The sequence below is a fragment of the Paenibacillus mangrovi genome, from assembly GCF_022898935.1.
GTDB lineage: Bacteria > Bacillota > Bacilli > Paenibacillales > Paenibacillaceae > Paenibacillus_AQ > Paenibacillus_AQ mangrovi.
The window spans coordinates 47149-70457 of record NZ_JALIRP010000006.1 but is presented as its reverse complement, the minus strand read 5'-3'; the positions used below and the strand labels follow the sequence as shown (position 1 = coordinate 70457).

Annotated in this window: 23 protein-coding genes, 6 tRNA genes and 2 riboswitches; of the genes, 7 read left to right on the top strand and 22 right to left on the bottom strand. The window is 49.1% G+C overall.

All coding sequences use genetic code 11. The features are described 5' to 3' along the window. Nucleotides 1–30 precede the first annotated feature (30 nt). From MUG84_RS15545 to MUG84_RS15505, 9 genes are all read right to left on the bottom strand, one after another. On the bottom strand, nucleotides 31–2265 hold the full coding sequence (locus MUG84_RS15545) for a TadE/TadG family type IV pilus assembly protein (protein ID WP_244726222.1): 2235 nt from the start codon (nucleotides 2263–2265) through the stop codon (nucleotides 31–33). A gap of 55 nt (nucleotides 2266–2320) precedes the next feature. After that, nucleotides 2321–2998, bottom strand: a complete 678-nt coding sequence (locus MUG84_RS15540; protein ID WP_244726868.1) for a TadE family protein — start codon at nucleotides 2996–2998, stop codon at nucleotides 2321–2323. Further along, entirely contained in the window at nucleotides 2979–3170 is a 192-nt protein-coding gene (locus tag MUG84_RS15535) for a Flp1 family type IVb pilin (protein ID WP_244726219.1), read from the bottom strand. The genes MUG84_RS15540 and MUG84_RS15535 overlap by 20 nt, the downstream gene beginning before the upstream one ends. Nucleotides 3171–3182: 12 nt before the next feature. Next, a complete protein-coding gene (locus MUG84_RS15530; RefSeq protein ID WP_244726217.1) occupies nucleotides 3183–4055 on the bottom strand; it encodes a type II secretion system F family protein in 873 nt (290 codons plus the stop codon). A 13-nt stretch (nucleotides 4056–4068) separates the two neighbouring features. Further along, the gene (locus MUG84_RS15525) at nucleotides 4069–4815 is read right to left on the bottom strand and encodes a type II secretion system F family protein (RefSeq protein ID WP_244726866.1); all 747 of its coding nucleotides are present in this window, start codon (nucleotides 4813–4815) and stop codon (nucleotides 4069–4071) included. Between the two features lie 125 nt (nucleotides 4816–4940). After that, nucleotides 4941–6188 carry a TadA family conjugal transfer-associated ATPase gene (locus MUG84_RS15520; protein ID WP_244726215.1) on the bottom strand — a complete coding sequence of 416 codons (1248 nt, stop codon included), beginning with the start codon at nucleotides 6186–6188 and terminating at the stop codon, nucleotides 4941–4943. Continuing rightward, nucleotides 6181–7329 (bottom strand): P-loop NTPase family protein, encoded by a 1149-nt coding sequence (locus MUG84_RS15515; RefSeq protein ID WP_244726213.1) that lies wholly within the window; start codon nucleotides 7327–7329, stop codon nucleotides 6181–6183. The genes MUG84_RS15520 and MUG84_RS15515 overlap by 8 nt, the downstream gene beginning before the upstream one ends. Nucleotides 7330–7495: 166 nt before the next feature. Continuing rightward, nucleotides 7496–7909 carry a thiol-disulfide oxidoreductase DCC family protein gene (locus MUG84_RS15510; protein ID WP_244726211.1) on the bottom strand — a complete coding sequence of 138 codons (414 nt, stop codon included), beginning with the start codon at nucleotides 7907–7909 and terminating at the stop codon, nucleotides 7496–7498. 204 nt (nucleotides 7910–8113) lie between these two features. Further along, nucleotides 8114–8398, bottom strand: coding sequence for a hypothetical protein (locus MUG84_RS15505; protein WP_244726209.1), 285 nt, complete (start codon nucleotides 8396–8398; stop codon nucleotides 8114–8116). Nucleotides 8399–8711: 313 nt separating this feature from the next. Between MUG84_RS15505 and MUG84_RS15500 the strand changes: the two genes are divergently transcribed. Next, nucleotides 8712–10061, top strand: coding sequence for an Nramp family divalent metal transporter (locus MUG84_RS15500; RefSeq protein WP_244726207.1), 1350 nt, complete (start codon nucleotides 8712–8714; stop codon nucleotides 10059–10061). A 72-nt stretch (nucleotides 10062–10133) separates the two neighbouring features. On the opposite strand, the gene kdpC is transcribed toward MUG84_RS15500, so the two are convergent. The 5 genes from kdpC to MUG84_RS15480 form a co-directional block, all read right to left on the bottom strand. Continuing rightward, nucleotides 10134–10742 carry a potassium-transporting ATPase subunit KdpC gene (gene kdpC / locus MUG84_RS15495; protein ID WP_244726204.1) on the bottom strand — a complete coding sequence of 203 codons (609 nt, stop codon included), beginning with the start codon at nucleotides 10740–10742 and terminating at the stop codon, nucleotides 10134–10136. Nucleotides 10743–10808: 66 nt separating this feature from the next. Continuing rightward, nucleotides 10809–12839, bottom strand: coding sequence for a potassium-transporting ATPase subunit KdpB (gene kdpB, locus MUG84_RS15490; RefSeq protein WP_244726202.1), 2031 nt, complete (start codon nucleotides 12837–12839; stop codon nucleotides 10809–10811). 34 nt (nucleotides 12840–12873) lie between these two features. Further along, nucleotides 12874–14550 (bottom strand): potassium-transporting ATPase subunit KdpA, encoded by a 1677-nt coding sequence (kdpA, locus tag MUG84_RS15485; RefSeq protein ID WP_280521348.1) that lies wholly within the window; start codon nucleotides 14548–14550, stop codon nucleotides 12874–12876. A gap of 24 nt (nucleotides 14551–14574) precedes the next feature. After that, on the bottom strand, nucleotides 14575–14652 hold the full coding sequence (kdpF, locus tag MUG84_RS27660) for a K(+)-transporting ATPase subunit F (protein ID WP_425313232.1): 78 nt from the start codon (nucleotides 14650–14652) through the stop codon (nucleotides 14575–14577). A gap of 141 nt (nucleotides 14653–14793) precedes the next feature. Then, the gene (locus MUG84_RS15480; protein ID WP_244726200.1) at nucleotides 14794–15186 is read right to left on the bottom strand and encodes a hypothetical protein; all 393 of its coding nucleotides are present in this window, start codon (nucleotides 15184–15186) and stop codon (nucleotides 14794–14796) included. A 125-nt stretch (nucleotides 15187–15311) separates the two neighbouring features. Beyond that, nucleotides 15312–15491: riboswitch (cyclic di-AMP (ydaO/yuaA leader) on the bottom strand. Between the two features lie 104 nt (nucleotides 15492–15595). Next, nucleotides 15596–15803: riboswitch (cyclic di-AMP (ydaO/yuaA leader) on the bottom strand. A gap of 312 nt (nucleotides 15804–16115) precedes the next feature. Here MUG84_RS15480 and MUG84_RS15475 point away from each other — a divergent pair. Beyond that, nucleotides 16116–16610 carry a glutathione peroxidase gene (locus MUG84_RS15475; RefSeq protein ID WP_244726197.1) on the top strand — a complete coding sequence of 165 codons (495 nt, stop codon included), beginning with the start codon at nucleotides 16116–16118 and terminating at the stop codon, nucleotides 16608–16610. A 213-nt stretch (nucleotides 16611–16823) separates the two neighbouring features. Here MUG84_RS15475 and MUG84_RS15470 read toward each other — a convergent pair. Beyond that, a tRNA-Leu gene (locus tag MUG84_RS15470) sits at nucleotides 16824–16906 on the bottom strand. A gap of 155 nt (nucleotides 16907–17061) precedes the next feature. Continuing rightward, nucleotides 17062–17415, bottom strand: coding sequence for a helix-turn-helix domain-containing protein (locus MUG84_RS15465; protein ID WP_244726195.1), 354 nt, complete (start codon nucleotides 17413–17415; stop codon nucleotides 17062–17064). Between the two features lie 228 nt (nucleotides 17416–17643). On the opposite strand from MUG84_RS15465, the gene MUG84_RS15460 reads away from it, so the two are divergent. The 4 genes from MUG84_RS15460 to MUG84_RS15445 all read left to right on the top strand — a co-directional run bounded on the left by MUG84_RS15460 (nucleotide 17644) and on the right by MUG84_RS15445 (nucleotide 21376). Next, a complete protein-coding gene (locus MUG84_RS15460) occupies nucleotides 17644–18258 on the top strand; it encodes a PAS domain-containing protein (protein WP_244726193.1) in 615 nt (204 codons plus the stop codon). 120 nt (nucleotides 18259–18378) lie between these two features. Next, complete coding sequence (locus MUG84_RS15455; protein WP_244726191.1) at nucleotides 18379–18855, top strand: MarR family winged helix-turn-helix transcriptional regulator; 477 nt, start codon at nucleotides 18379–18381, stop codon at nucleotides 18853–18855. Between the two features lie 11 nt (nucleotides 18856–18866). Then, a complete protein-coding gene (locus tag MUG84_RS15450) occupies nucleotides 18867–20084 on the top strand; it encodes an MFS transporter (RefSeq protein ID WP_244726189.1) in 1218 nt (405 codons plus the stop codon). 269 nt (nucleotides 20085–20353) lie between these two features. Beyond that, the gene (locus MUG84_RS15445; protein WP_244726187.1) at nucleotides 20354–21376 is read left to right on the top strand and encodes a DUF2804 domain-containing protein; all 1023 of its coding nucleotides are present in this window, start codon (nucleotides 20354–20356) and stop codon (nucleotides 21374–21376) included. A gap of 76 nt (nucleotides 21377–21452) precedes the next feature. Here the strand turns inward: MUG84_RS15445 and MUG84_RS15440 are convergent. From MUG84_RS15440 to MUG84_RS15430, 3 genes are all read right to left on the bottom strand, one after another. Then, a tRNA-Leu gene (locus tag MUG84_RS15440) sits at nucleotides 21453–21535 on the bottom strand. A gap of 29 nt (nucleotides 21536–21564) precedes the next feature. Next, a tRNA-Lys gene (locus MUG84_RS15435) sits at nucleotides 21565–21640 on the bottom strand. Between the two features lie 144 nt (nucleotides 21641–21784). Beyond that, a tRNA-Glu gene (locus MUG84_RS15430) sits at nucleotides 21785–21859 on the bottom strand. 210 nt (nucleotides 21860–22069) lie between these two features. On the opposite strand from MUG84_RS15430, the gene tlp reads away from it, so the two are divergent. Next, the gene (tlp, locus tag MUG84_RS15425) at nucleotides 22070–22285 is read left to right on the top strand and encodes a small acid-soluble spore protein Tlp (RefSeq protein ID WP_244726185.1); all 216 of its coding nucleotides are present in this window, start codon (nucleotides 22070–22072) and stop codon (nucleotides 22283–22285) included. 237 nt (nucleotides 22286–22522) lie between these two features. Here tlp and MUG84_RS15420 read toward each other — a convergent pair. The 3 genes from MUG84_RS15420 to MUG84_RS15410 all read right to left on the bottom strand — a co-directional run bounded on the left by MUG84_RS15420 (nucleotide 22523) and on the right by MUG84_RS15410 (nucleotide 23205). Then, a tRNA-Ser gene (locus tag MUG84_RS15420) sits at nucleotides 22523–22611 on the bottom strand. A 7-nt stretch (nucleotides 22612–22618) separates the two neighbouring features. Further along, nucleotides 22619–22694: transfer RNA gene (locus MUG84_RS15415), tRNA-Asn, on the bottom strand. Between the two features lie 31 nt (nucleotides 22695–22725). Then, a complete protein-coding gene (locus tag MUG84_RS15410; protein ID WP_244726861.1) occupies nucleotides 22726–23205 on the bottom strand; it encodes a SprT family protein in 480 nt (159 codons plus the stop codon). Between the last annotated feature and the right edge of the window lie 104 nt (nucleotides 23206–23309).

Genomic DNA, 23309 nt, shown 5'->3' with positions numbered 1-23309 from the left:
CTTATTCTGGGGAATCCCTTCAGCCTCCCACTAATAAGAGTAATCCGCTTGTTTGACCGCATAATATCGGTTTCCTTCCACCTCGTCTGGACTTCCTCCGGCATATCCGACCATTTTCATCACCCCAGGCAAAAACCACAGCTTCATGCCAACCTTAACTTCTGCCGAAACATACGTTGGTCGCTGCGCCGGATTAATCCCCGTGTTGAAACGGATTAGCGCCAGCATACGGGACATTTTTTTCTGATTATTGCTATGAATAAGCAGAAAGAGCCGCAGGTAATCCCGATAAGTTACTTTGACTCTAATATAGCTGGACAGCTCCACCGATCCTGTCTCGCAAAGCGTGATCATATCGGCAATGGCCATTTCGATGCCATAGAGTAGTGCGGCAGCCAGCACTAGCAGCGGATGACCGAGGCCGCTGTTCTTGACGAGGCCCTCCATCGTACGGATCGCAAGTCTGGATGCGAATATCTCTGCATAAGCTGCAGAGATATTTCCTACCGGATTATGGAACCCGTACAGTATGTATTCAAGCTCCTGATTTTTGACGCTTAACTGGTCAACTACGGCATCTCCCAATTTAGCTTGCGGGTCTTTGGCCGCGTCTTTCAGACTGCTAATGTCAAAATGCTTAAAATAAAGTGCGGCATACTCATTTTGAAGCAATTCATCCGTCACTCCCGACATCATTCCTGCCATCGCCCCATACAGACCATCCATGTCATTCATTGCGGATTTACCCGCATCATAGGGATCATTGTCCAAATCAGCCCCATGATAGTCCCCAGCGGCAAGCTGCTTGTTGAACTCCATGCTTTCGTCATAATAGGTCTGCAGTGTTCTATATTCCTCCATATATCCCTTTGCCTTTTGATCAAGCTCGTTGATCCGCTCCAGGATATTAGCCGCATCCCTCAGCTTGGCTTTGCCCTGCTTTTCTTTTTCCTTTCGCTCCTTGTCGGAGGCGCGATGCTGATTAAGCCGGGCTGCTTCCTGATCCAGCTTGTTGGACGAGCCCGATTCGGCGTAAGCACGCAAATATGAATCTATAGCGCTTCGTGCCGATATCACCGTACTTTTCATCTGGCTGGAACTGCCGCTTTGGCCCGAGGCACCCCCAAGAGCGGACATAGCCGCTGATATGTTACGATCTGCCGTACTGAATTCATCCCGCTGACGGTCAATTTCATTTTTTAATTCATTAAGCAGGCTTTCAGACAGCAGCAGTTTCTCCGTTTGTCCGCGCAGACCGCGGATCGTATCCGAATCATCCCCGTTAGTTCCCGGCGTTGTCCCTGGGATGCTGCCGCCGGAGACCTCATCATAGCCTGCGCTTTCCGTCCGGCTTTCAGAAGCAGCTATGACTTCCTTCATACGCTCATTTTGATCAAAGGCTTCCTTCCAAGCCTGTTGAGCTTCCTGGAGCAGCTTGGTATGGCTTGCCGCAGCCGAACCCTGCTTGCTTCCGAGCCGGGACACAACGTCTGCCGAGTCTTTCAAATAATCCTCGATCTCTTCGCTGTATTGTGGATCTTCATCCTCATCCCGGTTTGCATCCTCATTAGCTTTGCTGACGTAATCATCGTACTGGGATGCGACTCCTGCAGCAGTGGTTACACGCGAAGAGCCGAGAGATTCATTGGATATGGAGGTTGAATAGAGCCCCATTAGAATACCGGGGATGCCATTAGCGCCTTGTGCGGCCTTCTTCTGCTTCGCCAGCATCTGATCGAGCGCCGCTTCCCGTTTGTCATACAGCTTTTGCAGCTTCCTAAGCACATCGACCGTGTTGGAAGCCTCCTTCATCGAAGAAGATAAGGGCTTAAACTTACTCAGAATTTCCAATGTAAAATCTACGGGCGCCTTGTATTTCATCTCTTCACCGATTTCGCGGTTAAAAATATCATATTCGCCCAGCATCCTGTCCATTTTAAGGCCCGAGCTGTCCAGCTCCATCGGCAGGATATCAAACTTGTCGCTTCGCACTCCCTTTTCCATGCTGCTGTTCAGAACACCCGCCATGATCTGGTCGCCGCTTTGCTCCCCATAAGCGAATAATCCATACCGTTCCTGGAGCTCGGGATCGTAGGAGGACATCACAGAACGAACCGCCGCATGCACCAGCCGCTCGCTTTGAACCTTCATAGCGGCGATGCGGCCATAGTCGATAAACAGGGCCACAAAAGCAAATATGAAGGCTAAAATCATAATCAAAAACACGGAAACCGATCCATTCTCCGATCGCCTTTTAGCGAACACCCTCGTCCCCCCTTATGATTCCCGCTACATTACACTACTTGTCTGAAGACTTGAGTTACTTGAATTTATCCAATACCTGCTTGGCGCTGCCCTGATCTGTTTTACCATTCTCATCTGAGCCCTTGAACTTCGAGCCGTAATATCTCATCAGATCCACCGTCCGGATAAATTCCACAGGCTCTACCACGACGGAATTAGCATAGGTGTTAACATTCGAGCCGCCCTCCAGCATGATATCCAGCGGCGGAAAAGAAAGCATGCGCGTTAGATCCACTGCAACCTTCCGCTGCAGAATCGAATTCTGATAGCTAATCTCGCCCTTCATCCAGGAAGGAACCATACCGCCGGATTTATTCAATTTAAGGACAGGAAGCGCTCCGCCCCCGCCTTCATTTCCCGGAAGAGCCGCTGTCTGCTTTTTATCTGCCAATCCGCTCCAGCCAAACAACGTGCCGAGTATCCCGTCATCGCTCAACCGCCAGTATAAGGAATCATATTGGCCTTTCGCTACCTCTCCGGTAGCTGCCTCTTTATGGCTGTTGTCCCAACTGTATGCCGAACGCTCCGCCACAGCGGAAGCCGTCTGATGGAGGAAGCTCATCTGGTAGACATATAAGCAAAAAAATATAAGAATCATCGTGACGAACAGGACGATGGGAAGTACGAGGGAAGCTTCAACGGTGAAGCTTCCCTCGGTATTTTTTAGTGAGTTATTAACCCGTAAAAACTTCATCACTCTTTTGATCCACTTTATTTAATAGTCTTTGCACGATTCGAAGAAGCTCTTTTCTGAACAACAAAGCAATGATAATAATAACCGCAATAATCAAAATCATTTCCAACATTCCCAGCCCGTCTTCCTGCTTCCAAAAAGCCTTTGCCTTACTCCATGCCAATGTCAACATATCTTCATCCTCCTACATATTCATCATCATAAAAGCGGGTGTTCCTACAAGCACAATGACAATGACAAAGATGACAACCATCGGAAAGATCAGCTTGGAAGATGCCTGCTCTCCCCGTATACGCGTCACTGCCTTTCGTTTCTCCCACAGAACGCGGGATAAATCCGTTAAAGCCATCTCAAAGTCGTTGCCGCCCCGTCTGAAATTCAGCAGCACGGTCGTCGTAAAGATTGATACCTCCTGTACCGCACAGCGCTTGCTGAAATTCTCAAAGGATTGCTGAAAGGAATATCCGCCTTCCAGATCATCCGTCATCTTGATCAGCTCGCGGTACAATGGATGATTGTTTTCCTGTTTCTTTTGTTCCACGCAATGACTAATCGCCTTCTGAACCGTTTCTCCCGCTCCAACCAATAGAACGATCTTGTTCAGCAGCTCTGGCAGTTCCATGAGAATATCCTGATCCCGCTTCTGCACCTTGCTATGTAGATCCTTGATCATCGCAGCGGGCAGCAGCAACCCCAAAACTATTCCAATTCCAAGCCCGGTGGCCTCGCCCATGGCCAATGTCAGCAGACATCCCATCACGAGCAGAAGCCAGCTGTAGCACATCATTTCGCCGACATATAGCAGCGTCTTTTCAGCGCTGTGGCGCTGCCCGTTAAGCTTCTGCACCGAGCGCTGAATCTTAAAGAAGAACAGCGGAAACTTCGACATGATCTTCAAATGCTCCAGAATATACAGCATCGGAGGAACCAACGGCTTGAGCCTCAGCTCTTCCATTTGGAGCTTGGCAATGCTCCGGTATTTTGCACCGCCGACCTGGTTCAGCACCACCCAACCTCCCACCAGCAGAACCAGTACCACGACAGAGAGCAGCTTCATATCCTCACCCCGCTCAAATTTTGATGTCCATGATTTTGATAATCCAGAACATACAGCCTGCCAGCCCTAGTAAGGCAAAGGTCGAAATAATCATGCCCATGCCGCTGAACATCGGCTCCATATAATCAGCTGATGTCAGGTTCATGAACACCAGCATCAAAATCGGAGCCGCCAAAATCGCCTTCGATTCGAATTTCTTCTGTGCAATGAGAACGGCAATCTCCTGCTGGATGTCGAGCTTCTCACCGATAATGGATGAGGTTCTCCGGATCACCTCTACCAAATCTCCGCCAGTCCTCTTACAGGTGGTAAATACATCCGCGAAATTCGTTATATCCTCCATGCAGGCCCGGCGGCTGAAATCATGTAGTGCGTCTTCAATCGGTTCACCGTACTCCATCCGTGCACTAATAATGGAAAGCTCCGTTATCAAATCGTTCTCCGCATCCGGATCGAGCATGCGCAAATCCTGAATCGCTTCCCGGAAGCCGTTCTCCACGGAACGTCCGGCAGACAAGGAGGATGATAACGAGAACAGCGCCTGCTTGAAATGGAGGTTCAGCGCCGTACGTCTCCGCTGCAGCATATGCTTTCTCCAGAAACGGGGGACAAGCAGTCCTCCAAAGGATAAGAGAAGCGCTATAATCCACTGATGATAAAAGAGATAGCCGATTCCGAAAAAGAGCACCGCCCCGGTAATAATGCACATTAGCCGCTGGAATGGACTCAGCACGTATACACTATAGTCGGGCAGCTGCATGTTCCCATCAGGCTTTGCCTTTTTTCCGGGACGGCTTCTCGGTGATGTTGTTCTGCGACTACGGAGCGCAGCCCCCTGAATACCGGGGCCGGCCCCCTTCCTTTCCAGCGCGGATTGTCCCACTTTCATACGACCGCCTCCTTAGCCAGACCAGGCGCATCATACGTGATGCCAGCCATCCTAAGCTTTTCCTGCTTCTGCAGCAGTCCTTGCAGCTCCAGCTGTCCGGCAATTCTGCCGTCCTTTTCCCCTGTTTCCTTAAACTTGTAGAGCGGATTCAAAATGACCTCCCCATTCTCCATACCGACTACTTCACTGATCTCGACCACCCGCCTCGATCTATCCCTGAGTCTTGTTAAATGGACGAAAATATCGATCGCCGAAGCGATTTGCTGCCGGACAACGGCGATCGGCAAATCCGCCCCGCTGAGCACCATCGTCTCCAAGCGGCTGATCATGTCACGGGTGCTGTTCGCGTGCCCGGTGGATAAGCTCCCATCATGGCCGGTATTCATCGCCTGCAGCATGTCGAGCGCTTCACTGCCGCGCACCTCGCCAACCACAATCCGGTTCGGGCGCATCCGCAGCGAAGAGCGGATCAGATCCCGGATCGCTATCTCTCCCTTTCCCTCCGTATTGGCATTGCGCGTCTCCATGGATACGAGGTTCGGCACCGTTACGATCTGCAGTTCCGCGGAATCCTCAATCGTAATCACCCGCTCATCCGCCGGGATATATTGGGATAAAGCATTCAAAAACGTTGTTTTACCGGAACCGGTGCCGCCGCTGATAAAAATGTTGTACTTGCCGGCCACCAGCTTCTGCAAAAACAAGGAGGCGTCCTCGCCAAGTGCTCCCCGGCGCACCAAATCCTCCATAGTCATCGGCTTCTCGGGGAACTTTCGGATCGTCATTGTCGGCCCCTTGAGTGTAATCGGAGGAAGAACAATATTGACGCGGGAGCCATCCTTCAGCCGCGCATCTACAATTGGCGATGACTCATTCACCACTCGGTTCACGCCTGACACAATGGTTTGGATAATGTCCTCCAGCTTTGTCCGGGACTCAAACTCCAGCGTCAGTCTTGAGACTTCGCCGTTTTGCTCGATAAAAATATCCCGGTGGCCGTTGATCATAATTTCTGTTATGGACGGATCGTCCACAAGCGGCTGCAAAATATCGAGCCCGCGGAATGAGTCATAGATGCGCCGGACAAGCTTTCTTTTCTCCGTTGCCGTCAGCTCCAGCAGCTCTCGCCTGCTGAAAACGGTACGCTCGATATATTTCATCAGCTCATGATTGTCGAGGGCGGACGTTACATCCAGGCCGGATCTCACTTCTTGGCGCAGCTGCCTGAACAGTTCCTCATCCATGCGCCCTCACCCCGGTTTCTTCAGTCAAGTCTTCGCTCAGCAGTTCCCGGCAGAGCTTGAGAATATCGCGCTGATAAATAGGCGAGCTCAGCAGTAGCTCCTCGTTGCTGCTCTGCTTCCAAGAGGGGATGTAAGGAAGAACCCCGTCGATTGCCGGAATCGCCTCAGGCAGCGGATTAGCAAACTCACCTACAAAGCGGTTAACGATAAACCGGCTCTTCGCGGCCATTTCAGAGAACTTCTCCGAATCGCTCCTCTCCATATAGGACAGCTGCTGTGCGTTCTTGAACATATGGATCAGGTCATCCAGCAGAATCCATATCAGATGCCCGCATCCTTCGATCACCGCATCCGTGCGCTGGTTCATTCCGGAATCGGTGTCGGCGATGACCACATCATATCTACCGCTCTGCGATATCAGGTCAAGCAGACAGCGTACATCCGATTTGCTCATTTGAATGATTTCATTCCGGTTGTGAACCGGCTCAAACCATTCGCACTTCATCGCCGGATGACTAACTACAAAGGATTCCAAAGGGATAGCCCCTGAACTTTTCGTTTCGACCTGTGCTTTCATTTCATAGAGCAGTCTCGGAAGCCCGTGGGCATCCTCGGCTTTACGGTTTGATCTTCGAAATACGGCGCTGCTGTTGAACGTCTCTAGATTCAGGTAGAACACGGATAGCCCCATCCCGCCGAGCTGCTTGGCCATGTTCACTGCGGCCGTTGTTTTCCCGCTCCCTCCTACCGTGGAAATGAAGCCGATCGTTACCGTACCCGTTCCCGCATGGACAGCCGCTTTTGAACGGCCACCGCCCTTTTGACAGACTTGGAGTATAGCTCCAAGCAGTTCTGGAAGCGGTTGATATTTTGCCAGCTCTTGATCCGGATCAGCTCCTGTCCCAAGCCGCTTCCACGGACATGGTGCTTTTTCTTCCCGCAGCCAAGGCTCCAGCAGCTCACTGTCTCCGACAACCAAATCCGGGCGTTCCTTCCCGTTCATGTACTCCAAAAATGATTCTGCGCGTGTAAATCCGACAAATCGTAATTTCCCGCCAAATTCACTTGTATGCACGTAATGAAGCAGCGCCTCCAAATACTGCGGCTCTTTGACGGCGAGCACCACTTTGTACGTCACCATGAGGCTATTCATCCCCCATTCACAGCATGAAAAAAAGCACCGTTCCTAAGCCGCATATGCGGCTGAAGAAACGGTGCTTCCGTTATCAGCTTGATTTACTTAATTAGGAATTTATCATATCCTGTAATGAAAAACAATACAAATTGTGTAAATTATCGACAAAACCTCAAGACAAAAACCGCTTTCGCAGCTCAGGTGTCGGAAGCATACACTGCTCTTCCTTCCCAAACCAGCGGTAACGGTTGCGGGCAACATAACGGTACAACCTGTCACGGAGCGGCAGAGGAATCAAGGCAAAGACATAAAGTAGTGGCCACGGCATCTTCAATTGGCGAACGATACGCAGGACAGCAGCCGAACGGACATAATACTGCCCATTTTCAATCAGCACCAAGGTATCCACCTTATCCGCAGGCAGTTCGCCCTTTTCCAAAAGTATAGCTCCAATATCGGATTGCAGGGAGGCGAATCGGAACTTGGCATGCGGATCCCGTTCAATAATAAAACGCGTCAGTCCCTGGCACAAATGGCATACGCCGTCCACAAGCACGATTCCTTCAGGTCCTTGTAGATCCTTCATCTGCAGGCACCTCCTGTACTGAGTATCCGATGCCCAGTACCAATAATCAAGCCATTTATATAAATTGAACTAAAGAATAGGTACCTATCTTTTTGATTAACAACATGAATCAAGAAGATGGATCATTAAACTTTAGTTCAATTTATTCAGACAAAAAGAAAAAAGCCCGGGTATATCCCGCGCCTGTATCTTTGGTTCGACAGATTACTTGGCAGCAGCCAAAGCCTTATCGATCCATTGGTTTTCTTCGATTTGCTGTGTCAGCTCGCCTTTGTAGCTCTCGATGCATCTGCAAATAAAATCTTTGCGGCATACCGGGCAAGGCGTTTTTTGCAACCGGCTGATGTTTGTCATTTTCCATTCCGGAAAACGGCTATAGAACACTCGGCACACGGTTCCGTCAGCCAGATTGACAATGAATTCGTACAATCCGCTTTGTTCATTACTGCTGGCTTCCTTCATGTTCGCAATCACTGGTCTGTAAGACATATGCATCACCCGTCTATATAAGTTTCTTGCCTTGAAACAAAAAATCAAGTATCAAGTACCTAGACATATTAAAGAATTTTAAACTTCATGTCAATAAAAGGTTACATTGCATTGCCCTTCGTTCTATAGTTTAGACCAAAAAAACCAAATGGATTCATGCCATCCGGTACCAGCTATGATTGAAAATGCTATATGCCCTGTGAATTGAATATCCACATAAAAGTTTCCCTATACAAACATATTTGAGTGAGTACAATGAATAGTAACGTATTTAAAAATAAACAATATACCGCAAGCAAGGTGTGTGATATAGATGAAGGACACAGGAAATACGGACTCCAGGAAATCCAAAAACTGGACCGAGCCCAAGGAGCGATCCTCGCTGTCAGAGCTGAATCATTCCATGAAGGTCCCATCGAAGGGTTCTACCTTCCGTAAATTTCTTGCGTTCGTTGGCCCCGGATACCTTGTCGCTGTCGGATATATGGATCCGGGCAACTGGGCAACGGATATTGCCGGCGGCTCACAGTTCGGATACTCGCTGCTTACCGTCATCCTGCTGTCCAACCTGATGGCCGTACTGCTTCAGTCGTTAGCGAGCAAGTTGGGCATTGTCACCGGACATGATCTGGCCCAAGCCTGCCGCAGCCAATACAGCAAACCAGTCACGATCGGACTATGGATACTGTGCGAGCTCGCCATTGCCGCCTGCGATCTGGCCGAGGTCATTGGCTCCGCTATTGCCCTTAAGCTTCTGTTTGGTATTCCGTTGCTATACGGTGTTCTGATTACGGCAGTAGACGTGCTGCTCATTTTGCTTTTGCAGCATAAAGGTTTTCGGGCGATTGAAACGCTGGTAATCATACTCGTCTTAACTATAGGTGCTTGCTTTGGTGTCGATCTATGGCTGTCCAAGCCGGATATGGGCAGTATTTTTGCCGGATTCATTCCGACAGCAGACCTAATCACCGACCATCAAAAGCTCTATCTCGCGATCGCGATTTTGGGTGCAACGGTGATGCCGCATAACTTGTATCTCCATTCGTCCATTGTTCAGACACGGCAATACGAGAATTCAGAAAAAGGCAAACGCCAAGCCATCCGCTTCTCCGCCTGGGATTCCACGATAGCCCTGACTCTTGCGCTGTTCATTAATGCATCCATTCTGATCGTCTCGGCAGCGACATTCCACAAAGCAGGAATGACCGAAGTCGCCGATATCAGTGATGCGTATTATTTACTTGCCCCACTGGTGGGTACGACGCTCGCAAGTATATTGTTTGCCGTTGCGCTGCTGGCCTCCGGGCAAAACTCTACGCTGACAGGCACCCTGGCCGGGCAGATCGTGATGGAAGGCTTCCTGAACATCAAGCTTCCGCCTTGGCTCCGCAGATTGATTACAAGGCTCATCGCCATCATCCCAGCCGTCATCGTAACGATCATTTTCGGAGAAAAAGGAACGGAAGAGCTGCTGATTCTCAGCCAGGTTATTTTGTCGCTTCAGCTCCCGTTTGCTGTCATTCCTTTGGTCAAATTTACGGGAGACAAAAAAATAATGGGAACATTCGTCAACCCGGTCTGGGTGAAAATTCTGGCTTGGAGCGTTTCCGCCCTCATCGTGGTACTGAATCTGTTTCTTATTTATCAATCCATCCTGGGCTGACATCAGCTCCTATACCTAAATGACCGCATAACGTCTGAAGACGCCATGCGGTCATTTTCGTTTATTCCTTTCCTACTTGCTACTTAGCTCCTCAAGGGCAAGGTTCAGCTTAAGCACGTTCACTCTTTTCTCGCCGAATACGCCCAGATCACGTCCCTCGGTATTCTGTTCTACAAGCTGCTTCAGCTGATCCTCCTGAATATGGCGCAGGGCGCTGATCCGCGGAATCTGAACCTCAGCAGCGGCTGGCGTAATATGCGGATCCAGACCAGAACCGGAGTTCGTGATCAGATCGATGGGCACCTCACTGACAGGCACCTCCGGATTCTCTTTCTCCCACTGTGTGATCGACTCCTTGACCCGTTTCAGCAGCTCGGGATTCGAAGGAGCATAGTTGTTCGATCCCGAACCGGCGGCATCGTAGTTGATGCTGGAAATCCGGCCTTGAAAAAACGAAGGATCCGTATAGCTCTGTCCGATGAGCTCGGAGCCCACCGTCCGTCCTGTGCTGTCCTTTACCATGCTGCCGTTCGCCTGATACGGAAAAATCAGCTGGGCCAGCCCCGTGCTTGCGAGTGGATAAGCGATGCCGCAAATCACGATAAACAATAAGCTGGATCGCAGTGCTATAAGCCAAATGGAACCATGAGACACTTCTTCGAACTTCGCCGTCGTCTTCATTGTATATCATCCTTTTTCTTAAGCTTGTTTGAGAATACTAGCCCCTTCTCTCTATTGCCCAGGCCACTAAATCCACAAGTGCACGAACATATCAATCAGCTTGATACCCGCAAACGGTGCGATTACCCCGCCCAGTCCATAAATCATCAGGTTCCTGCTAAGCAGCCGTGCTGAGCTCATCGGTTTATATTTAACACCTTTCATCGCCAGCGGAATCAGCAGTGGAATGATGACAGCGTTAAATATCAATGCGCTCAAAATGGCCGAAAGCGGCGATCCGAGATCCATAATATTCAGCACCTTCATCTGCGGAATGGCTGCCATGAACATCGCCGGAATGATCGCAAAATATTTGGCGACGTCATTAGCGATACTGAACGTGGTTAGCGCCCCCCGGGTCATCAGCAGCTGCTTGCCGATCGCTACGACTTCTATAATCTTGGAGGGATCGGAGTCCAGATCGACCATATTCGCCGCTTCCTTGGCGGCAACCGTACCGCTGTTCATCGCAATTCCGACATCCGCCTGGGCCAGGGCAGGTGCGTCATTCGTACCGTCGCCCGTCATGGCTACGAGCTTCCCTTCCGCTTGTTCACGGCGGATGACCGCGATTTTATCCTCAGGCTTGCTCTCGGCAATATATTCATCAACACCGGCTTCACGGGCAATCGTAGCCGCTGTCAGCGGGTTATCCCCTGTACACATGATCGTCTTGATTCCCATCTGGCGTAGCTGTTCAAAACGTTCCTTCATGCCCGGCTTTACCGTATCCTTCAGATGAATCAGGCCGTAAATTTTACTGTCAACCGCTACAGCAAGCGGCGTTCCGCCTTCCGACGCAATGGCATCCGACTTTGCGGCAAGATCGGACGGTACGTTCCCGCCCTGGGAAAGCACCCACTGACGTACTGCATCCACGGCTCCTTTGCGGACATGCCGCTCATCCTGCAAATCGATACCGCTCATTCGGGTCTCTGCTTTAAACTCAATAAATTCGCCGCCTGTCGCGATAGTCTCGTCATAGTCTAGCGACTGCTTCTTCATCAGCTCCAGCACGGAACGGCCTTCCGGTGTTTCGTCCTTCAGCGAGCTCACGGCCGCCCAATAGGCTGTTTCAGGCAGAGAAGCATCCCCCGTCGGAATAAACTGGCTTGCCATCCGGTTACCGTACGTGATCGTCCCTGTTTTATCCAAAATCATCGTATTGATATCTCCGGAGGCTTCCACCGCTTTCCCTGACATCGCAAGCACATTAAACTGGGTAACGCGGTCCATCCCGGCAATCCCGATCGCGGACAGCAGACCGCCGATGGTCGTCGGAATCAGACATACGAGCAAGGAGATCAGAACCGGAATATCCAGCTGGACACCAAAATATTTGGCAATCGGAGCCAGCGTGACGACGACGATCAAAAAGATCAACGTCAGCGTGGTCAGCAGGGTGTTCAGCGCAATCTCATTCGGTGTCTTCTGGCGCGATGCGCCTTCAACCAGCGAAATCATTCGATCGATAAACGATTCACCCGGATCGCTGGTAATGGCCACCTTGATCCGGTCACTGACCACCCGGGTACCCCCTGTCACGGAGCTGAAGTCGCCCCCGGCTTCCTTAATGACCGGAGCGGACTCACCGGTAATGGCCGATTCATCCACAGATGCAAGCCCTTCAATGACTTCGCCGTCTCCCGGAATCATCTCGCCCTGCGATACGATCACGATGTCACCCTTACGCAGTTCCGTGGAACTGACGACTTTGATATCTGGACCGACCACTTTATTCGCCGTTGTCTCTTTTTTGGTTTTTTTCAGGGAGTCAGCCTGTGCCTTGCCGCGGCCTTCGGCCAGTGCCTCGGCGAAATTGGCGAACAGGATCGTGAACAAGAGAATCAGAAATACGGTCAGATTAAACCCCTGGCGCCCTCCTGTATTGAAATAGGCTGGAAATAAAACCATTAACAACACGACGAACGTGCCGATTTCCACCACGAACATGACCGGATTTTTCATCATTACAACCGGATTCAATTTGAGAATGCTGTCTTTCATTGCATGCTTGATGATGCTGCCTGTAAGCATGCTCTTGCGTTTTCCGCCCATGATCTTTCCACCTCATTTATTAAGTTAAGCTGACTTACATCGTAAGAAATTCCGCGATCGGTCCCAAAACAAGCACCGGCAGGAAGGTCAATGCCCCAATCAGAAGTACGGTTCCGACCAGAATTCCCGCAAATAGCTTGGTATCCGTATGGAAGGTGCCGATCGTTTCGGGAACCGTTCTTTTCCGTGACAGCGAACCGGCTACCCCCAGAAGAGCGATCATCGAAACATATCTTCCGAGGAGCATGACAAGCCCCGTGCTGACATTCCAGAATACCGTATTATCTCCAAGCCCCTCGAAGCCCGAACCGTTATTCGCTGCGGAAGAGGTATATTCGTACAAAGACTGGCTCAGCCCGTGATACCCCGGATTGGACAAGGCATCCGTACCCAGATGGGTCATAAATGAAATGGCCGTTGGTGCTAAAATAATGAGCGGGTGGATAAGAATCGTGATGGCGATCAGCTTCATCTCCCGGCTCTCGATTTTACGGCCCAGAAATTCCGGTGTCCGTCCTACCATAAGACCGCATATAAACACGCCCAGGATGGCGTACATCAGCATATTGACAAGTCCTACGCCCTTACCTCCGAAGACGACGTTAAGCATCATTTCCGAAAGGGCAGCGAGTCCGCCGAGCGGTGTCAGTGTATCGTGCATATTGTTGACCGACCCAGTCGTCGCAGCCGTCGTGACGGTCGTAAAGAGTGCGGATTGCGCCACGCCGAAACGGACTTCTTTGCCCTCCATACTGCCCTGCGAGCTGCCGATGCCAAGCTGGTTAATAAGCGGATTGCCGCTTTTTTCCGAGAAATACGTCAGGCACAGGAACGCTGCGAACAGCACCATCATGGCCGAGAAAATAATCCAGCCCTGCTTGCGGTTTTTGGCAAACCGTCCGAATGTGTACGGCAGTGATGCCGAGATCGTCCACATGCTCAAAATTTCAATCACGTTCGTCAGCGGACGCGGATTCTCAAATGGATGCGAGGAGTTCGCTCCGAAAAATCCGCCGCCGTTCGTCCCCAAATGCTTGATCGACTCCAGCGAAGCCACAGGACCTATGGCAATATGCTGTACAGCGCCGCTCAGCGTGTTCACCGTCACTGTAGGCTCCAGCGTTTGCGGCACCTGCAGTCCTACCAGCACCAAGGTTACGATAAAGGCAAGCGGCAGATAAAGGCGGGTATGAGCTTTAACGAAGTCCTCAAAAAAGTTCCCTAGTCCGCCGCCTCCACGGGTAATGCCGCGGATAAAAGCAATGGCAACCGTCAAGCCGGAAGCCGCCGACGTGAACATCATCATCGTGATGACGATCATCTGGCCAAAATACGACATGCCGCTTTCGCCGCTGTAATGCTGAAGGTTCGTGTTGGTCATAAAGCTGATGACTGTGTTAAAGGAAAGACTGGGCTCCATACTTCCCGTTTGATTCGGATTGACCGGCAGTCCTCCCATCAGCCTGAGAATCACATAGCTGACAGCCACCAAAATAATGTTGGTTACGATCATGCTGAGCGCATACTTTTTCCAGCTCATGCTGGAGCGGTTTTTCAGACCAATAATCTTATACAAAAGCTTTTCAACAGGTCCAAAAATCTTGTCCGTACGGTTCGCCTCATTGGAAAACACATGGTATATATAGCTGCCTACCGGTTTAACCAGCAGGATCAGCACGGCGATCACAATACAAATCTGCAGGATATCCAAAGTCGCTTCCTCCTCTTTACATCTCTAAAATCGTTCCGGATGGATTAGGGCATAGACCAAATAAATAAATACGAGCAGCGCCAGAACTAAAACGATGGTCATTGGTCTCCCCCTCCCCCATCCACGACATGGCTGCACCAATTCAGGAACAGCAGAAATACTCCGAATACCCCGGCCAGTGTCAATATCATCAGAAAGTCCATCATGGCTTCATATCTCCCCTTTTGCATTCCCGAATAAGATCTACTTCAGCAAAAATCCGACCTCGCCGTTCAACGTATGAATGATGTGATTCGCTCCGAGTCCCCGGTAAATTCCCGGAGAATTGTCCGCCCGGGTGATCACGTAGATCGGACGCGATGTCCAGGACCGGCATATTTGCAAGTACCGGCAGGTCAAATTCAGACTGTTCTCAAAAATATAAATCCGCCCGATTCGATGCTCCGGCACGACCCAATCACCCGTGTCATTGGTATCGATGCGAATCATTTGAGTGGCCCCGAGCTTCTTCAGCTCACGTTCTTCCTTTGCATTATTGGTAAGGACGGCGAAAGGCCGTTTCAGGTATATTAATAACTTGATAAATTTACGTCCGGCCTCGTTTGGCGCTGTGACGATGATGAGTTCCTCATCCACGGCTACGTGTTCCTCCTTCTGGCAGATTGCCCTGCAACATAAATAGGCCGCAGGAAAGATAACCTTTCCCGCGGCCTCAAAAATTCATGACGAAAGAAAGCCATGAAAATATGCTCACGACAAATGCTGCCTCTCCCTATACGCTTACGAGGTTAGCTGACGGATTAGGGCGTGAGAGTCGCCCATCCCTACTGTCCCTTTACAGGACAGAGGGATTCACCCCGGCGCCACGATGCCTATGGCATGATGGTGCGACTTGGGTCCCCCGCTTCCGGCCCAAGGCCGGAACTCAGCGTTAAAGACGTTCAAATGTTTAATTTTCGCTGTTTCACAGCATTTTTGGCAATAAAAAACCACAGAGGTCAATTGATCCCCTGTGGCCGATGGACATCGATCACAAGTTTCATCATTCCTCTCTCAAACAACGCTTACGAGGTTAGCTGACGGATTCGAGCGGTGAGAGTCGCTCTACCCGTGTCCGGGTCCATGGTACCCGTTCACAGGATTCACCCCTGCGGCATCCCCAGTCTCCGACTCTCACACCGAATAACTGGAATACACGCGATTGGTTCCCCCGATTTCCACCCCTATGAATGGAAACTCAGCGATTCAAAAAATGGAAACGTCTTGAATTCAGATTGAATCATACACCCGCCAGAAGTTAGTGTAAAGGTAACGCGAAATCGCTTATCGCTTAAAAAGTCAGCATTTCAACCTGAGTTATCGCTTACAAAACTTTATATCTCCTCCAAAGTCGTCTATTCTCTCTATTTCACTCGTTTTCGCAAATCAGGCCTTTGTCCTTCACTTTGAACGAACCGTAGATTGAAACGAAGTGATTCATTGTTTAAAATTAAGCTGTATATGATATAAGAGACAAAACCATCGGTCTGGCGAATGATATGAACAAAGTGAAGGGAGGCGGGAACATGTCGGTACACGATTATCACGCCCGCACGCTGCAGGGCAAGGAAATTCCTTTATCCGACTATCGGGACCATGTGCTTCTCATCGTAAATACGGCGAGCAAATGCGGATTTACCCCTCAGTACCGGGGACTTCAGGAGCTGTACGAAAAATTCCATGACCGCCATTTTGAAATTCTCGGATTCCCGAGCAATCAGTTTGCACATCAGGAGCCGGGAGAAAGTGAGGAAATTGAGGAGTTTTGCCAGGTCAACTTCGGCGTCAGCTTTCCGATGTTTGAGAAAACCGACGTCAAGGGAGGCAATGCCCATCCGCTGTTCAGGCACCTTACGGAAAAAGCTCCCGGCGTGCTTGGCTCAAAGACGATCAAATGGAACTTCACCAAGTTTTTGATCGACAAACAAGGCCGTGTAGTCAAACGCTATGCGCCGCAAACGAAGCCGGATAAAATTGAGAAAGATATTATCAAGCTTCTTGAAGATTCTTCTTCGAGCTGAGATATCCCGAGTAAGACAGACCCTGTTTAGCAGTAGTTTTCCTTGCGATATAAGGATGTGGACTTCTCGAAGTTTATACTTTTCTATATCTTAAAAAGAGGCCCGACGGCCTCTTTTTCCATGTTCGTTTTAAATTTTACGCGTCAAAAAACAGCTCGAAAAACAAAAAAAGACCCTTGCCGGAGCAAGGATCTTCTTCTGTTCTTACTATAATGCGGTAGAGAGGACTCGAACCTCCACGAGCGTACGCCCACTACCCCCTCAAGATAGCGTGTCTGCCATTCCACCACTACCGCACATCATTAACTTTTTCAGCAACTCTTGTATTATACACCTAAAATCCGAAAATGTAAACAGCTAAGTCGTAAGTTCAATCTGATCACGGCAGGTCCCGCCCCTCCATCAGGAATAGCAGGTCCCACCCTCTTGATTTGCATTGGAAAAGCATATGTTAACGATCGCAAGACTGCTTCTTTTTATACCGGATAAAATGAATATACTCCTTAATGAACTCTATTTCGCTCTCTGATAGTGATACCTTGGTTTGTTCGCATTCTTTCCAATCGTATGTACAGCCGTTTTCTTTTATAAGAAACGGTTCCTGCTCCTTGCCTAGAATGAGCCAGTCCAGGCTGACGTCAAAATAGGACGCAATTTCAACGAGCTTATTGGTGCTTGGCGTTGACTTTCCTCTTTTCCAGTCCCCCAGATTGCCTGTGCTGATTCCCAACTCCTCGCAGAATAATTTCTTCGTCATCCCTCGCATTTTAATTAACGATTCAATTCGATCGTAAATGGATTGCATATAAGACCGCCTTCCAAATCGTCATTCAACGACGTATATAAGTAATTGCATTCTTGCAATATTACGTAAAAACGTATATACTTTTCCTTATGCTATATTCATTATAACATATTCTTTTACCCATTTACTCCTCATGAGCGGCTCCATTTCAACTCCTCTGTCAGACTGAACAAGCATGCCATGTCATTCAATAAGCACTTCCATTTCCTATCGAGGGAGCGACTTTATTTGCTTATTTCGAACATTTCTTCTCTTGAAATTATACATTCACTAAAGCAAGCCATTGCGGTTCTCGATTCCAAAGGCTATATCCTTTCTGTTAATCAGGGCTGGATACAAAATTCGCTTACAGGCGTTCCTGAATCCTTCAACTGGACTGGAGTGAATTTTTTACAAATATTCGCCGCTATTTTCGAAGCAGACGGACCTACCCCATTTGATCTCGATGCCGTACTTAATGGAACACTGCCTCATTTCCGTACCGAGTTTCAATCCCCTTTTGAGCGCAGCCCGAAGTGGTTCTCATTTGAAGCCTCGACCATTTTTCATCAGGATAGCCATACCGTTAAAGGAATGATTGTTTACTTCACGGACATTACGAAAAACAAGACGCTGGAGCATGATCTGATGGAGGCTCTTACCCAAATCCGTACCCTTCGCGGACTCCTACCCATTTGTGCAGTATGCAAACGAATTCGGGATGAGCATGACATCTGGAACTCGGTAGAAAGCTTTCTTGAAAAGCATACCCCTGCCGAGTTTACCCACGATATTTGCCCGGAATGTATCCGTCGTCTATATCCGAAATATTCTTCCGTTCTGGACGACCCCTCCCGTATTTGAATAAAACCTTATCTAATCCTGTCTTAATCCTTCAATTTTGTAATCATAACATCGCTTTTCTTTTTTTCCTCCCATTGGAAAATTGGATTGACGATTTTGATTTGTATGAATATAATTGTTTTGACAATTATACTTAAGGAGTGTATCTCTCTGAGCAGATTCACAGCAACCCATCAATCGATCGGATTCCGCTTTGGCAATATGCACCGTAAAATGTCCGCGCTGTTTGCAGGCAAACTTAAGCCGTACAGTATTACGCCCGAACAATGGTCCGTTCTTTACCAGGTTTATCTTCAGGAAGGCATTAATCAAAAGGAGCTTGCTCTGAGATCCGGCAAAGACCAGCCCTCCATTACCCGCATTCTGGATGTGCTCGATAAAAAAGGCTATATCCAGCGTAAACCCGATCCGGGGGACCGTAGAGCTTATCTGATTTATGCCACTGAAGCTGTCCAGCGGCTGATGAATGAAACCGTTCCGCTAGAGCTTAGTCTGAACGACGAGCTAGTGGCCGGGATTTCGGATGAACAGCTGCAAGCGCTGAATCAAATCATGAAACAGATTAATGAGAATATTAACCGAATTTTCGTAGATTAGAGGTTACATCAATGGAAGACATCAAAGATAAGCTATGGACACGGGAATTCGTCATGCTCACTGTATGCAATCTTCTGCTGTTCTTGAACCTGCAGATGATTGTTTCCCCGCTGTCCGTATATGTTAAAGATCATTTTCATGCGGATGCATTTATGGTCAGCTTGTTTACAACCGCATTTGCGTTGTCCGCTATCATCTCACGGCTTTTCTCAGCCAAAGCGCTGGAGAAGGGCAAGCGTAACACCATATTGTTTCTTGGACTCATCCTCACGTTTCTTGCTACCTTGGGTTATCTGTGGAGCGGCACGCTGGCAATGCTGCTGTTAATGCGCATCGTGTATGGCGTCGGCTTCGGAATGGGCAGTACCACACTGCCAACGATGGCATCTGGTGTTATTCCTCTTCACCGTATGGGTGAAGGTATGGGCTACTTTGGTCTTTCCACCAGCATCGCGTTGTCCTTGGGTCCGGTGATCGGCAGCATGCTGCTCGAAAAGCAAGGTTTTCCATCGCTCGTGTACGCCATATTGATCGTCATCGCATTCATTTTCCCGCTGGTCTATCCGCTGGCGAAGAAGGTGAAGCCGCATGCCCCTGTCCCGCTTCCGAAAGAATTCACAGCCGTACCGCGTAAAAAGGGCTTTCCCAAAGCGCTGCTCCTCCCGAGCCTGCTTAATTTGCTCATGTCTGTTACTTATGGAGGTCTACTAAGCTTTATCAACCTGTTCGGTAAAGAGGCCAACCTGACAAACGCCTCGCTGTTCTTCCTGTTTAATGCGGTCGCTGTCATTATCATCCGGCCGATTTCCGGCAAAATATATGACATGAAGGGACATAAAGCCCTGCTGATTCCTTCCGCAATATTCCTGATCGGAGGGCTTTGGCTCCTGTCTTATTCGACCACTACCGGTTTCCTGGCAATGGCTGCTTTATGCTATGGTCTTGGTTTCGGTACAGTACAGCCTACGCTGCAATCCTGGATGATCCAATTGGTTCCTCCCCAGCAGCAAGGTATGGCCAACAGCATGTATTTCAACTCGCTGGACCTGGGGATCGCAGTAGGCGCCTTGATTCTCGGGCAAATCGCATCCTTCAGCAGCTATGGAGCGATGTACCGCTATTCTTCCCTCTTCCTTGGCGCTTTCATCGTCGTATACGCCCTGTATTTGCTGATGAGCTCCAAAGAAGGAAACAGCATGTACGCAGATAAACGCTCCATCGAAAGCTAGGACTTGATTCCCCCTTCTGCCTAAGGCAGAAGGTTTTTTAATATCAGTATGCCTCTATCAACTATGATTTGAAATTTGTGGTGATTCTTGATGCAGTTATCCCATATAATGTTCACTAAGGAGCTGGTTGCAGACAAGTCTTACTTCACCACCTACACTGCTTTGCTGCTTGGTATATTCGGAGCTGGCGTCGGCTATGTTGCTAGTTTTGCAAACGCTTACAACAACATTTTTCCCATACTACCACTACATAAGGAGGATCTGAAACTATGACCAATCATCGGATTACAACGTTCTCGGATTTGCTGTATCCCAATGGAACCTTGATGCAGAAAGGATATTCGACCAAAGCGGTCATGCACTACAATCGAAAAGCAATTAAAGCCGCGCCATGGCGTATCAAAGAATGGGACTTTTACCAGGTTTCTAATAGCGATTTCTGCCTTCAGCTGACGATTGGCCATGTCTCCTATGCCGGGAATGTCTCAGCTATGCTGATTGATTTTAAAAATGAAAAAACCTATACCGTTAGTGATATGCTTGTGCTTCCTTTCAACAGGCTGAAAATGCCGGAATCCGCCGAGCATGGAGATCTTACCGTTCATTGCAAAAACATCGATATGCAGTTTGAGGCGTACAGAGGCGGGCGTCGTCTCCGCTGCAAAACCCATAGCCCCAAAGTGCAGCATAATATGGAGATCGATATTGAGCTTTCTCAGCCCGATCTGGAGTCGCTGGTCATCGCAACGCCGTTTGATGATAACCCGCATTATTTTTATTACAATCATAAAATGAACTGCATGCCTACCAGCGGCACAGTGAGAATGGGAGATCGTACTATCACGTTCGAGCCTGATACCGCTTTTGGCCTCCTGGACTGGGGACGCGGCGTATGGCCATTCAGTCATGAATGGTTCTGGGGCAACGGCAGCACCTGGATTGACGGCAAACGTTTTGGCTTCAACATCGGCTTTGGCTTCGGTAATACGGAGGCGGCCACTGAAAACATGCTTTTTTATAATGGAACCTCCCATAAACTGAACCATGTATACGTGGATCTTGCCGAAGGCGGATACATGTCTCCAAAAAAATTCACCAGCGACGATGGCCGCTTTGAAATGGATTTTGAGCCGGTGTACGACCGTTATACAGAGACGAAGATGCTGTTTGTGGACAATGAATGCCATCAAATTTTCGGCCGGTTCACAGGCAAAGCCGTTCTGGACGACGGTACGGTGCTGGAAGTAAAGGACATGATGGCCTTTATGGAGCATGCTGTGAATAACTGGTGATGTGTGGACGAAGGATTTTGTTCGTAATATAAGCAAAAAGAAGCACTCGCTTTCGCGAATGCTTCTTTATCAGTTATGCGGTAGAGAGGACTCGAACCTCCACGGGCGTACGCCCACTACCCCCTCAAGATAGCGTGTCTGCCATTCCACCACTACCGCATGTATAAGGGAACTTGCTTAAAAATAACTGGTGAGCCATGAAGGACTCGAACCTTCGACACCCTGATTAAAAGTCAGGTGCTCTACCAACTGAGCTAATGGCTCTCGATGACTCACAAGGATGTGTGCCAAAAAGAAAGTGACCCGTAGGGGATACTCTCACTTCGTTCGAGACTGCGATGCAGTGCTAACGAAGCTTATGCTCCGACGAACCCTATTGGGTTCTCATCCCCATCGAAGCAGTAATAATGGTGACCCGTAGGGGATTCGAACCCCTGTTACCTCCGTGAAAGGGAGGTGTCTTAACCCCTTGACCAACGGGCCGTATCAACAAAGCGTGACAACAAAAATTATCTTACCAGAATTTTTGGGACATGACAAGTGTTTTTTTATATTTTTTTATTCACCCCTTCGTATCGCGGGTTTTTCATGTTTGAATGAATAAATTTGGCGCTATTTTGGCATCTTAATGATTGGCATTTCACATATTAGGATGCAACAAAATCCTGACTTAACAACACATAAAGGAGACTAATGACTATGGCTAAACCTGATGACCGTTCCGACAATGCGGAGAAAATCCAAAACGCCATCAACAACACCCGTGAGAATATTCAACAAACGAATGATTACCTGGATGAGCACGCTGATGAAATCTCGGGAGAAGAACGCCACAATCTCGAGCATAAAAATACCAAGCGCAAAAGAGCTATTGAAGGCTTTGAAGAAGAGTACCAGGACGAAAAGTAATACAAGGGATGAGGCTTCTCATCCCTTTGCAAAAAAAGCTCCCAACCGCTATTGCGGTGGGAGCTTTGTGTTGTTATTCAATACGGAGAGAGAGGGATACCCTCCCTTCGGTCGGGACTGCGATGCGATTCCTATCGATGCTTATGCTCCGACGACCCCTCTGCGAGGCTTCTCATCCCTTTACAGAAAAAGCTCCCAACCGCTATTGCGGTGGGAGCTTTGTGTTGTATCTCAGAACGGAGAGAGAGGGATTCGAACCCTCGCACCGCTTACGCAGTCTAACCCCTTAGCAGAGGGTCCCCTTATAGCCACTTGGGTATCTCTCCAAGAAAATGGCTCCCCGAACAGGACTCGAACCTGTGACAACTCGATTAACAGTCGAGTGCTCTACCAACTGAGCTATCAGGGAACGTTTACAAGTGGTAACAATCAATAATTTATCATGATTTGTTGGGGGAGTCAAGTGTCTGCTGCTCGAGTTTCCCCCGGCACTTTCCGCACCGGAAACGACGGGTATCCACCTTCCGTTTCCGCATATATTTCATGCCGCAATCCCGGCATATCAGTACATAACGGTACGGCAGCACCTTTCTTCCCCCACGGTTTGGCAGTGAGCTGCAGAATCGGCTCCCTCCCACATGCTGGAGAAGCTGCTTAAAGTCCTGATCGCGATGCTTGTACCCTCTCCCGGCTAGGTGAAGATGATAATGGCAGAGCTCATGTTTGATGATTTTCTCTACTTCTTCCCTGCCGTTTTCCTCCAGTTGATGAGGATTGATCTCGATATCATGGCTTTTGGTGAAATAACGCCCGCCTGTGGAGGACAGTCTCTTATTAAAGGTCGCCCGGTGCCGGAAGGGCACGCCAAAGCTGTCCAGCGACACTTTTTCCACCCAGCCCTGCAGCTCGTCATTACTCATGCTTGGCATAACGCTTGCCTACTTCCTTTCCGTGTTGCTTTTTCCTGCATACTCTTCACGCTCAGGAATGTTACTTGAATTTTAACTTCTCACTAAGCTACACT